The sequence below is a fragment of the Virgibacillus aidingensis genome (genome assembly GCF_010994035.1).
Classification (GTDB): Bacteria; Bacillota; Bacilli; order Bacillales; family Amphibacillaceae; genus Virgibacillus_N.
This window is the reverse complement of record NZ_WIXN01000001.1, coordinates 191080-203317: the sequence shown is the minus strand read 5'-3', so window position 1 is coordinate 203317 and position 12238 is coordinate 191080. Positions and strand designations below refer to the sequence as shown.

The 12238-nt window shown below is 37.0% G+C and carries 15 protein-coding genes; 3 read left to right on the top strand and 12 right to left on the bottom strand.

The features are described from left to right. Positions 1-14: 14 nt before the first annotated feature. The 4 genes from GHD25_RS01125 to GHD25_RS01110 are packed head-to-tail and all read right to left on the bottom strand — an operon-like array spanning position 15 to position 3144. Positions 15-1238 (bottom strand): hypothetical protein, encoded by a 1224-nt coding sequence (locus GHD25_RS01125; RefSeq protein WP_164214498.1) that lies wholly within the window; start codon positions 1236-1238, stop codon positions 15-17. A gap of 11 nt (positions 1239-1249) precedes the next feature. Further along, on the bottom strand, positions 1250-2071 hold the full coding sequence (locus tag GHD25_RS01120; protein ID WP_164214497.1) for a hypothetical protein: 822 nt from the start codon (positions 2069-2071) through the stop codon (positions 1250-1252). Next, the gene (locus GHD25_RS01115) at positions 2068-2757 is read right to left on the bottom strand and encodes an ABC transporter ATP-binding protein (RefSeq protein WP_164214496.1); all 690 of its coding nucleotides are present in this window, start codon (positions 2755-2757) and stop codon (positions 2068-2070) included. Before GHD25_RS01115 ends, GHD25_RS01120 begins: the two co-directional genes overlap by 4 nt. A gap of 12 nt (positions 2758-2769) precedes the next feature. Continuing rightward, on the bottom strand, positions 2770-3144 hold the full coding sequence (locus GHD25_RS01110) for a GntR family transcriptional regulator (RefSeq protein ID WP_164214495.1): 375 nt from the start codon (positions 3142-3144) through the stop codon (positions 2770-2772). 195 nt (positions 3145-3339) lie between these two features. Here GHD25_RS01110 and GHD25_RS01105 point away from each other — a divergent pair, with 195 nt between their 5' ends. After that, positions 3340-4095: an exodeoxyribonuclease III gene (locus GHD25_RS01105; RefSeq protein WP_164214494.1), complete on the top strand. Its 756-nt coding sequence runs from the start codon at positions 3340-3342 to the stop codon at positions 4093-4095. Positions 4096-4308: 213 nt separating this feature from the next. Here GHD25_RS01105 and GHD25_RS01100 read toward each other — a convergent pair whose 3' ends face one another. The 5 genes from GHD25_RS01100 to GHD25_RS01080 form a co-directional block, all read right to left on the bottom strand. Next, positions 4309-5706 (bottom strand): hypothetical protein, encoded by a 1398-nt coding sequence (locus GHD25_RS01100; RefSeq protein WP_164214493.1) that lies wholly within the window; start codon positions 5704-5706, stop codon positions 4309-4311. Further along, positions 5684-5929, bottom strand: coding sequence for a hypothetical protein (locus tag GHD25_RS01095; RefSeq protein ID WP_164214492.1), 246 nt, complete (start codon positions 5927-5929; stop codon positions 5684-5686). Before GHD25_RS01095 ends, GHD25_RS01100 begins: the two co-directional genes overlap by 23 nt. A gap of 199 nt (positions 5930-6128) precedes the next feature. Beyond that, on the bottom strand, positions 6129-6332 hold the full coding sequence (locus tag GHD25_RS01090) for an efflux RND transporter permease subunit (protein WP_164214491.1): 204 nt from the start codon (positions 6330-6332) through the stop codon (positions 6129-6131). 11 nt (positions 6333-6343) lie between these two features. Beyond that, the gene (locus tag GHD25_RS01085; protein ID WP_164214490.1) at positions 6344-6982 is read right to left on the bottom strand and encodes an SdpI family protein; all 639 of its coding nucleotides are present in this window, start codon (positions 6980-6982) and stop codon (positions 6344-6346) included. Beyond that, on the bottom strand, positions 6982-7248 hold the full coding sequence (locus GHD25_RS01080; protein WP_164214489.1) for an autorepressor SdpR family transcription factor: 267 nt from the start codon (positions 7246-7248) through the stop codon (positions 6982-6984). The genes GHD25_RS01085 and GHD25_RS01080 overlap by 1 nt, the downstream gene beginning before the upstream one ends. A 362-nt stretch (positions 7249-7610) precedes the next feature. Here GHD25_RS01080 and GHD25_RS01075 point away from each other — a divergent pair, with 362 nt between their 5' ends. After that, complete coding sequence (locus tag GHD25_RS01075; RefSeq protein WP_164214488.1) at positions 7611-8006, top strand: hypothetical protein; 396 nt, start codon at positions 7611-7613, stop codon at positions 8004-8006. 171 nt (positions 8007-8177) lie between these two features. On the opposite strand, the gene GHD25_RS01070 is transcribed toward GHD25_RS01075, so the two are convergent. Together GHD25_RS01070 and GHD25_RS01065 are read right to left on the bottom strand one after the other, a co-directional pair. Further along, on the bottom strand, positions 8178-9125 hold the full coding sequence (locus tag GHD25_RS01070) for an MBL fold metallo-hydrolase (RefSeq protein WP_164214487.1): 948 nt from the start codon (positions 9123-9125) through the stop codon (positions 8178-8180). 386 nt (positions 9126-9511) lie between these two features. After that, complete coding sequence (locus GHD25_RS01065) at positions 9512-10813, bottom strand: alpha/beta hydrolase family protein (protein ID WP_240452166.1); 1302 nt, start codon at positions 10811-10813, stop codon at positions 9512-9514. 204 nt (positions 10814-11017) lie between these two features. On the opposite strand from GHD25_RS01065, the gene GHD25_RS01060 reads away from it, so the two are divergent. After that, complete coding sequence (locus tag GHD25_RS01060; RefSeq protein WP_164214486.1) at positions 11018-11632, top strand: spore coat protein; 615 nt, start codon at positions 11018-11020, stop codon at positions 11630-11632. A gap of 409 nt (positions 11633-12041) precedes the next feature. Here GHD25_RS01060 and GHD25_RS01055 read toward each other — a convergent pair whose 3' ends face one another. Further along, a complete protein-coding gene (locus tag GHD25_RS01055; protein ID WP_164214485.1) occupies positions 12042-12218 on the bottom strand; it encodes a hypothetical protein in 177 nt (58 codons plus the stop codon). Positions 12219-12238 lie beyond the last annotated feature (20 nt).

Below are 12238 nucleotides of genomic sequence, written 5' to 3'. Positions count from 1 at the left end.
CCTGTCTCTCCAGTTCAGCGAATTGCCATATCAAAAATATGGAAGAAGTATTCCATTGATTTTACATTGCCATTTAACCCTGTTATCTGTCCTTCATATAATAATTCACCTGATTGTACATCAACCACAAATATATTTGACAGTGCATATTCCTCATTTGTTTGCGTGATGATATACATTTTGCCATCCTGTATTGCTGTTACCGGCGGACCCGAATTCATATTTATATTGTCTCGTTCGAATGTGAAAGACCGTTTCTCATCCATCTTCTCATTTTCCAGATCAATCACTACGATCTCCAATCCATGTTCATTATTTTTTGGGAAATATAACATGGAATCCCCCTGCGAATTCTCCAGCAAAACCGTATTCTCTACCCCCTGAAGCGTATCGGGCAGTACAAATTCGGTGAATTCATTTGTTTCCATATCAATGGAAATGACCTTACTCTCTGCAAACTGAGAGTAATAGCCACCCTCTTCATCTGTTTCCCATTCTTCCATCACAAATATCGCATGAGTGTCCGATTGCAACTTACTGCCGTCGCCCGGTTTATATACATGGGTCATTGTTTGATCCGTGCTTCCTTCTGAATAAGATAAAATCATCTCATTGCCAGTCAGGATTTGATCCCCAATATTAAATTCGTATACATGAATTTCCGTCGTAAAACCGTCCATCGACCCATTTACATGATTGCGGGTAACAACTTTTACCTTTTCCCCGTCCATATATACCTGTTCAACATATATAAAGCTGTCTTTCTCATCATCTGGAACTTCCACTGTAAATGCCGTCTGCTCATTATCCTCTTTATCCAGTACCTCTATTCGAAATGACATTTCACCGCTATTTCCTGTTACGTCCGCATAAACTATATGTGTCTCGCTTTCAGCCAGCTGTGATAAGCTATTTTTTCCCCGCATAAAACTCTTGTAATCCTGCTGAAGTCGTTTCAGCTCCGGAAACCTGTCTCTTCTGTCCAGCCGGTCAAAGTATGATAAATCCCTATTATACTGTATCCCCTCAGCGGTGATTTGAAAATCATTCCCCTTTATGTTTCCTTCCATGTAATTACCATAGAGCACTAAATCCTGCACTTCTTCATCATTTCCACCAAGTGTTTCAATTTCAAATTCCGGATAATTGCTTCCGGCCAAGGCAGACTGGATATAAAAAAAGCCAATGGTCCCCACCGTAATAACAGCTATACTAATTAATTTCCAGTACTTTTTCATTTTTCATCCTCCTATACCATGACCTTTTTCGTTAATAAATAATGGCTCACCCAGATGGACATTGCTGCAACGATAAGTCCTAAAACAGTTTCTACTGCTAAAAGTTCTATCGGGTATAAATAGTCGATAAATATAAAGAACGGCATTGTAAATATAGCAATGGACAGAATGCCATACACACCGCCCAGCAAAATACCTTTCAAGCGAAAACTGCGTTCAAAAAGTATTGCTGTAAACACAATGAACACGACCATAAACCCGATGCCATAATAGATCAAAAATTCAACAAAGCTTTGCGGCAGTATAATTTGTAAATAGAAAAAGCTGTCAATCAGTTCGGTTACTGACATGTCCAATCTGAGATCTACTGGAACAATCCATTTCAAAATAGTGCTCAGCAACGGAATGAGAAATAACTGCAGAGCAACGAGCCCAAGCACCAATAAAAAGATGGAAGTTGCTTTCGCCAGGTAAATATTAATTCTGGCAGTCGGCAGCATGAGTAACCGGTAAATAAATGTATTTTTTGCAAACCAGTCTCTATACCAGATAAAGAATGTATAAAAAATCAATGCAGCAATACATAGGGCGATCGGCCCCAAAAACCACAGGCTGGCAGTTACCTGAAACATACTCATTAGACCACGTTCGGTAATAAACTGTTCTATAGATACTCCGTGCTGATAAATCGCTTCACTTGCCGAGTTAACATACTGACTGGATATCATGATCGTGCCTGTGACTTGTGATATGACAGTTATCGCAATTAACACGAAGTACAATTTTATAAAACGGCTTATTTCAAAATTCACCAGCTTTATATACCTGTTCATGCCTTAAACACCTCCCTCATAACATCAACAACAGACTTTCCTTCTGTTTCCCGCATTTCCTCCGAATTAAATTCCTTCAGCACAACACCCTGATCAAGCAATACAACTTTATCGATTAAATGTTCAATATCACCGATTTCATGGGTGGTAATAATCACACCCCGATCTTCAATCAAATGACTCGTAAATACCTCTGCAATCTGTTCCCGGCTGAAAATATCAATGCCGGAAAAAGGTTCATCCATTAATATAAAATCCACATCCATTGCCAAACCTAAAAGCAGATTTACTTTAGCTTTGTTTCCCTTTGAAAGTTCAGAGATCCGGTCACTTTCCTTTAATTTGAAAAATCCAAGGATTTCACTCGCGCGCTTTTGATTCCAGGTGTTATAGAAGTCCTGCATAAATTCCATCGCCTGGCTAATGGTCATTTGCGGCAGCATCGTCATCGCATCAGGAATAAATGTTACATTTTCATAGCTTCCTTTATGTATCTTTTCTCCATTGATTAAAATTTGACCGCTGTTCACTGGGGTCAGATTCATAATCGCGTTAAGAATGGTCGTTTTTCCAACTCCATTTACACCGATAATACAGGTAATCTCCCCTTTTTCTGCTGTAAAAGAAACACCATTCAATACCTTTTTCCTGCCAAATTTTTTTGTGATTTCTTTTATCTCAATCAATCGTATTCCCTCCTATTCATTACTTTCGTCCTCGTATTTCTCTGTAATCAGCTCTATGATTTCATCAAGCGGTACATTGATAGAACGAATTGAGCTGACAAACATATCGATTGCTTCCGTAATCAGCTCTTCCCTTACAGAACTCAATATCTTTTCATTCGTCGTAATTTTGCTCGGCTGATTACTTTCTGTATAGATCAAACCCTGTTCCTCCATTTCTTTATACGCCCGCTGTGCTGTATTTGGGTTAATTTTCAGCTGATTTGCAAGTTCACGCCGCGAAGGAATTTCCTCTCCGGGCTCAAGCATGCCTGTTGCCATTCTTTCTTTAAAATGCCGGACTACCTGTGTATATACCGGATCTCTTTTATTAAAATTCATTTTCATTAAGACAGCACCTGCTTTCCTTTTCTGCCGTTTTTGTATTAATCGATTAATACACTGTGAGCAAAAAATATGTACTAAGTGGTTAATACGCCTTTGAGTGTATTATATGCGTAATACACTTCATATGTCAATATCTTTTTTGTCATGTATGCTACAATGAGGAAAAAGTGAACCAGAGGGGAAATACGGATATTTATGAAACTTGTATCATGGAATGTAAATGGAATTAGAGCTTGTGTACGAAAAGGATTTATGGAATACTTCCGGAAAATAGATGCAGATATCTTTTGCCTGCAGGAAACAAAAGTGCAGGCCGGTCAAATTAATCTGGAACTGGAAGGCTACCATCAATACTGGAACTATGCAGTCCGCAAAGGGTATTCCGGAACTGCGGTATTTACAAAGAAGAAGCCGTTGTCCGTAAAATATGGGCTCGGTGAACGGGAGATTGAGGAGGAAGGCAGAATTATTACCCTTGAATTTGATGAATTTTACCTGGTCAATGTCTATACGCCGAACTCGAAAAGAGACTTAACCCGGCTGGATGATAGACTTAAATGGGAAGATGCGCTTTTTCACTATTTAACTGAGCTGGATAAAGAAAAACCGGTTATTTACTGTGGAGATTTAAATGTCGCCCATCAGGAAATTGATTTAAGAAATTATAAAACAAATCATGGAAACTCCGGATTTACAACGGAAGAACGCGGGAAAATGACACGCCTGCTGGACTCAGGCTTTGTCGACAGTCTCCGTTATTTTTATCCGGATCAGGAAGGCATTTACACTTGGTGGTCGTATATGAAGACGGTGAGGGAAAGGAATATCGGATGGCGGATTGATTACTTTATTGTGTCTAAACGACTGATTAAAAAAGCACAGGATTCAACTACAAACCCTGATATAATGGGAAGTGATCACTGTCCAATTATATTAGAAATCAACTTATAAAATAAATTCTTGAGGAACACATTTCAATTTAATAATATAATAGAATATTAAAAATAAACTTTATACGGGGCGTATGCAGGAAGTGTATATATCTACACTTCCTTTTTTATCTTAAATCGCTCGGCCAAAGGAAATTTGGGCGCTACTTCCTTTAACAATGAGCATTTTTGAAAGTGATGGGACACCCTGCCCAATCAATATATTTATACAAACTTACCTTGTAATTGGTTTTCTTAAATAATAAGTTTCAATGATAAAGAACATAATGATCACTATAGATAAATAAGTGAAATTCACTAAAATTGGCAGAGTCAATATCTGTAATTGTTTTAAGAACAGGTCAAAAAAATTCACAAATAGTAATAAAAATAAAATAATATATATCCTATTTTCTTCAGTTATTTTCACCATGAATCCAATCAAAGAAGAGAGAACAGTAATAAACAATATAAAAGTAATTGTTTCAAACAATGTTGATATTTCCGCACTAGTAGTAATAGTCGTTAGAGTTAAAAATAACATGTATATAAAACAGTTTAAGAGAAACATGATTAATAACCTTGAATAGAGATAGCTGGACTTTGTTACATTCAATTGAAAAACAGTAAAAATATACTCTCGATAGTGAATGCCAATCATTAATGGTAATATCAAAATGATTGCTTTTAATCCGAAATTATTAAATATTAAAAAAATCGTTGGAAAATACATTGGGTCTAGTGTTTGGTAAATTCCAATAGTAAAAATAATTATAAATAGAAAAAAGAAGCTTTGCTCTTTTAACACTTGATCTCGAAACATGTGAATAATTTTCAGCTTTGCCTGCAGAATAAATTTATTTTGGTGAACTATTTTTGCATTCTTGTATTTTGGAGAAAGTGGACCAGCATCCTTTTGAATAATATTTATATTTAAAAAAGATAACGAATATCTAATAAAAAGATAACCAATACCTATAGCCAGCGAAAGAACAACCGCAAAATGCAGTAACCAAGACTCATATAATATATCAATGAAAGGATCTATAAAATATATTAGTACAATAATAAGTGCCCCTTGGAATAATGCATTAATCCAAAACCTTTCCTTCACACCGATTATACGCTTTATAATTATCTTATTCAGCATCCACAAAGTAAATACAAGAAAATAACTGATTACACAAAGCAGCACTGCTAAAAACAAATAAAAATAATTAACAGGGTAGCCCTGCAGAATATAAAATATTAGTAATGGGGCAGTTAATAAAATTAGAGTTAAAAAGTAAAGAAAGAAGTGCAATACTATTTTAGTAAGAATTATTTGATAAGCTTTCACGTTTGTATTGAGATAGAGATAAATATAATTATTATCCTGGAAGCTATTACGGGAAATAATGACAAAGAACATGGCAAGTATTAAACTGAATTTAACTGCAATAGTAAAAGTTGCGGATAAATTCAAATCCATGTTATAGAAGATTTGCAAGATTGACATTCCCTGTAAAGTATAGGCCAAAAAAATAATTAATAGAAATGAAGCAAAACGCAATCGACTCCTCTTACAAAAATCCCATACTAATGATTTTAATTTATCAAATTCTATTTTTTTAACTGCTTGATATACGAACATCATCTATTATCTCCTCTATATACTTAGAATGATCTGTATTTACTTTTGTATATAAATCTTCTAACAAAATATTTCCGTATGTTGTTTTTACTTCAGCAGAGGTACTGCTTAGCTTAACTGATCCATCTCTAATAATCACAATATGATTATATAATTCTGCAGCAAAATTTAAATCATGAGTAGAAATTAATATCCCGACCCCCTGAGACTTTAATTTTTGCAATATTAGTTTTAAAGAAATTACTGTATCAGGGTCTAATCCATTTGTAGGTTCGTATTTGGAACATTGATTACAATCGTGCCAATAAAAAGAATAGCTGTTAAAATAAGCGCCTCTCCTTTGAGATTTAATGTCGATTCAAGTATACTTCTGTACCGCTTAAATGGAGTTGTTTTTTTAAATTTAAATTTCATATGATTGATTATAAAAGCTTAACAAGTAATGGAATTATTGTTACAGCGACTAGTAAGGAAGCCAGCATGGCGCATACGACTGTAATTGCAAATGGTTGAAATACTTCACCTACGACACCGCTTACAAATGCAAGTGGAATGAACACTGAACGTAATTTTAGATAAAAACTACTTGGCAGTTCCTTTGAAATATTTAAGGCGTAAATCTCCATATAGAAAACCTCTATGCTCTATATTTATAAATATAATAAGATATATTTATGAGTAAAGTTATTACAGCAATAAATAGTATAACGAAAAAGGTTATTAAACTGATTCCAGATGGCAATACCACAGTTACCAACATCAAAAATCCTGAAATCACAAATATTCTTGACATGTTAAAAAATAATTTACGACTTCCCTCTTCACTGACTATCAGTTGGAACTTTTCTGGCTGTGAAGTCATCTTGTAAGATTTTTCTTTAAATCGTGGCATATAATTTCCTGTAACAATAAACGTAATTCCTGTAACCAATGGAGATATAATATCTACATTAATAGTCATAATTGTCCCGTTAAAAATAATAATACAATGTGTAACTAACAAAATGAACAGGATTGCCAAGAATATTGCTCTGATTGAACTTTTCAAATTTCTAAACTCCTTAGTACCTCCTCCTAATTTATTCAAATAATAATAAATGACAAATAAAACAATCATTATGGATGGAATAAATATTAAAACAAACCATTTTGGAGTTACATTCGTTTCTTCAGTAAGTGATGAACCTAAATTCAGTTGGTTCGGTAATTCGAACAACCCCCATACACTTACAGATGTAGCAACCAAAATTAAAAGTATAAACATCCAATTTTTCATTAATTTTCCTCCTTTTGTTGGAATGAAACTATCCACTTGAGTAAGTCTTGAAATACTGTACTATTTAACGAGTAAAAAATATGCTGCCCTTTACGACGATCCTGGACAAGTTCTACTTCTTTCAGCAAATTCAAATGGTGAGAAATACTTGGCTTGGTCATATCAAAATGTTCTGCAATTTCTCCGGCTGTCATGTCCTTTTCTTTTAATAAATCTAATATTTTCAACCTTGTATTATCCGACAATGCTTTGAATGTCTTATTCATTTATATCTAAGCTCCTCAGCCATATGTCATTAGATATTTAGATAATTTTCTAATGATCTAAATATAAATGATTTAACTGGTATTGTCAACTGATTTTTTTAAAAATTTAAAATGTGGTATGCTTGACATTAATACGACTTTCCCTTTTAATAATATTATTAGCTAAAGTATATCCGCTTGATATTACCCCGCAATAACCAGTTCCCGGCCTTGTCCATGCTCCCACCTATAAATTCTCAAACGGTGTTTTTTGAGGCAAACTGTGGTGCATAGATTGCTATTGGAAATGGAAGATTTACATTGATTCCCTTAAGGAAACTGTTCTGCACAATAAAATCTGCATATAAAAGGTGTGATGAATGATGAATACATACAGCAAAATCTTATTACGATTTTCGGCAATCTTTGCATTGATTGGGGCATTTATCGGCTCCCATATGGCTGGAGCAGGAGGATATGAATTTCGGACAATTCACGCCCATATTTTGGTTGTTGGCTGGCTTACCCTTTTTGCCTGGGCTGTGTATTATAAAGTTTTTACACCGGCGAATGAAAAGCTGGCTGCACTCCATGTATGGACAGCAATTATTGGTGCAATTGGTCTGACCGGAGGTATGTGGCTCTACTATCTAAGACCATTTAATCTTGGAGAAACGCTGGTTACAATTATATTTATCGTCGGTGGAACCATTTTACTTATCAGTTTTGCATTATTTGTTTTGCTGACCTTTATGGAGACAGCAGAGGACAAGAATTAGGTTCATCCAGTAACGGGAGAAACCGTGGAGTTTCTTTTGAGGAACCCTGAAATTCTGTATAATTGATGACGGTGAATGAGTGGAGTACTTGCATGATTGGCAGGTATATTTTAAATAATTGATGGAGATAAAAGCAGCGGTATCCGCTCTATACAGATCCGCTGCTTATTTCTACTGCTTCAATTTTTGAAAATAATCTATAATCCCCAGTGCACAAACCTGCATATCAAGATTAATAATAATATATACTTCATGTTCCTCATTAATCCCAAGGCCCTGCAGATGTGACTTTACTTTTTCAAACAATCTTCCCGAAAGTTCATCATATCCTTTTCCTTCTGCAAAAACCTGTTCCCCCTCTTCGACAAAAACTTCCAGCCATTCAGATACCTGATGAAGTGCTTTTGGCGGATTTTCCGTCATACCGTAGTGACCAAAGTAAATCCGGTCTACATTCATATCAAGGATCCGCTGGATAGATTCCTGCATGGCAGCCGGATCAAAATGATTTGGGGAAGTAGACGGCAAAAAGAAACCAACCCCGTCATGAATAAGCTGCTGATATCTTACACCAACAGTGTCTCCGGTAAAAATACCATTGCTGACCGGATCATAAATACTAAAGTGATGCTTGGCATGGCCCGGCGTATACAAAAACTCAAGGGTACAATCCGGTCCAATTGTCAGCGTGTCCCCTTCGTCTTTTATAATCAACCGTTCAGCATCAATCGGAACAATCGGATCAAATAATTCGGAGAAGCTTTCACCATAAATCGCCCTTGCCCCGGCTGCCAGTTTTTTCGGATCAATTAAATGCCGTTCCCCCCGGGGATGAACAATCACTTTGGCATTTGGACATTCCCTCAACAACAGTCCCGCTCCGCCAGCATGATCAAGGTGAATATGTGTCACAATAATGTATTTCACCTCATCCAGCGAGAAACCCAAGTCCTGCAAGCCCTGTTTAATATATTTCACCGACGGGCTCGGCCCTGTTTCTACAATGGTCAATTCTTCTTCATCAATAACGTATGTACCCGTTCTTTCCGGCACACCTAAATCAAATCCATCGATTAAGTGAATACGTGCATCAATTTGCTCCGGCTTTTTATTTTCCATGGAAAAACCTCCTGCTATATGCTTGCCCATATCATATACTCCAATTATACAGACAAATATCCAAACAATCGAATAGAAAAGTACAAGTTTTCAATCTATGCAGCAAAAAAATAATAAGCACGTTTCGGATATTGATTATGGCGATTATCAGGAATCCGGAATCCCTGGAAAAAGTAACTGAATAATATAGCTGGGCCGCCAGTGAAACAAGGCATAGACAGACCTCTCCAGTTCACGCTGCTGTAATTATATAAATGGCTGTGGCAAACTCTCTTGGAAAAGAGAACAGCCTTGCTTTCAGATGGTGTTTATCATGCACCGTGCAAGGCTATTATACAGTTTAAAACTTTAATTATGGAAATAAACCCTTTTCTCCTGAAAGGTATTTAGTCTATAAATTCATTTTCCGCAAAAAATGTAACGATCCCATCCATGAATCCATCTGCCAATGGAAGTTCCGGATCACTGTATGTCTGCAGATTCCCTTCCCTGTCTTCAGGGGCTTCTTTTAAAATATGATTCATCCCTTCAATTAAAAGGAATTCAGCTTCCGGTTTTGCTTCACTGAGCAATTCCGCTTCCCGGACAGGCACTTGTAAATCATTGTCCCCGTTCACAATAAACGTTGGTATATCCAACTTCGCAATCTCTTCAGCTGGATCATATTGCATCCAGGAAGAAATAAAGGATTGGACGGATGGACGGAACACGCTATACAGTTCCTGACTGACATTTTCCACCGGATTCCCTTCCTTTAACTGTTCCAGAATATGCTCGCTTTCTTCCATAATTTCTCCGGAAAACTCTTCACTTAATTGATCGGCTAAAACTTCGTCAATGGAATTTCCCGCACCGGCAATAGAGACAAAAGCATTTACTTCACTTTCCTGTGAAGCGAGCATACCAGTCAGTGAACCCTGGCTATGTCCTATAATTCCCACATTTGTATATGCATCATCCTCATTTAATAGCTTCAACCAGGATACAGCGTCTGCTGTAAACTGTTCAAAACGCATATCTTCCTCTGCTACTAAAGCCTGCATATTTTTCCCTGCGCCGCGCTTATCATAACGAAGACTGGCTATCCCATTCTCCGCAAGTCCCTGAGCCAAAAGTTTCAAACTGTTATTTTTTCCTGGAATGCCGGGCGAATTTCCATCACGATCTGTTGGCCCTGAGCCGGGGATAATGATAACAACCGGGAATGGGCCGTCTCCTTCAGGTGTTTCCAGTTGACCATAAAGCGTCCCTCGTTCTGTTTCCACCTGGAGAAAATCCGCTTCTTCCTCATCTGATGCCACAGCATCTATCTTATTTAATTGAAAGGGAAAAGTCTGCCCATGCTGCTTAAAAGTTCCGGATATCGTATCCTCCTCTACTTTTCCGTCAAAAGTAATATATTCCCCTTGCATTTCCATCGTAAAAAGCAGTTCATTATCTTCCAATTTTATTGTGGACAGCGGATAATTTTGCAGTCCCTGCACAGGAATACTTATGTTGCCTGTCAGTTCTTCCCCCTGATCGAATTCAATGATAAATGGAAGAGGCTGATTCGGAATCTCAATAGAACCATTCCACTCACCTGACAGCGGCTGCTGCACGGTATTTCCCTCCTCGTCATTATTTTCATTGCTGCATCCTGACATTACGGTTATTATAGCAAAAATTAATATGAATGCTTTTTTCAACTTTACACCTCCAACAAACCTAATGCGTTAAAACACCATTTTCTTCTTATAATACGACTGTGAACCTTAATGGTTTCAAACAAAAAATGATACAATTTCCTTCTATAATTTCAAAAAAATTAGTCTCCCTACTATAATATGTATAATCTTGTTATTTTTGATAAAAATAACGGTGATATTGAATATATTTAAGGAGGAGACAGCATGCAGAATCAGCAGCAAAACCAAAATATGCAGGATTCAAGTCAAATGCCTGCAAATCAAAGCTTTGGCGGGCATGAAATGTTTGACGCCCATGAGGCAATATCCAGTTTGGTAGGAGGAATGGAGCAATACTTACTATATGAGCAGCACATCCAGGATCCCGAATTAAAAACTATGCTTCAGCAGCACAAGACCTATTTATCCACACTTTACAATACGCTTGTAGAAACGTTAAAGACCGGACAGGAACCAACTGTAGAAACACAAACCTACAATATGAGCCAGGATAATAATGTCATTTACGGCATGCAGCCGTCACAGCCGACTACCCCTGCACAAACTGTGAATGAAATCAATGATCAATGCGTTTCCAGTTATATGATGAGCTGTTTAAAGCAGGCTGCATCTGCTTTTACAACTACTGCACTGGAGACGACCAACCCTGTCATGAGAAGGGTTTTCGCAGACAGTATTCCAAATTTGATTGAAATGGCTTATGAAGTCTTTTTATACCAGAACAAAAATCAGTATTATCAAGTGCCGCAACTAAAGCAGCAGGATATGCAGCAATATATGAACAGCTTTGGGCCGATTCAGGGGCAAATGCCGCATTAAAGCTGATTGACAATGATTAAAGGAAAGGACTGCTCCACAAGTCGCAATCATTGGCTTATGAAGGCAGTCCTTTTCTATTTAACCTACCCGTCTCATTATCTAATTGATGTGAAAAGCATATTTTTCTGATAATAGTTGAGAGATAATCAGGCTGATTATTACTTGTATACCGCCCCTGAAATACATAATTACATGGAAAGTTGTCTATTCATGTACCATTAGACAGCTCAATGATACATGGTTGAACGAAATCCCGGTGAAGCGTGTGCTATAGAACGATCCTATGATACATGGCTGAACGGCAACAGCTGCCTGCATGCACCAAAAAGTACAATATTACTCACTCAAAATAAAACCGATGAGAAATAAATATATTTCTCATCGGTTTTTTCAATCCTGCTTTTTTACATCAATCAAGCATTCGATTATTTTCATCCACTGACATCACTCTTGCTGTTCGCTCCTTATCTGAGACAGCGTATATTCCATCCCCATGACATACGCCGCACCTGTACTGCCATCCTTCATCATCCGAAAGCATGCCTGTTCCTTCACAGGCTTTGCAAATATTATCCCTGTGAGACATCATGATATCTCCTTTACCTG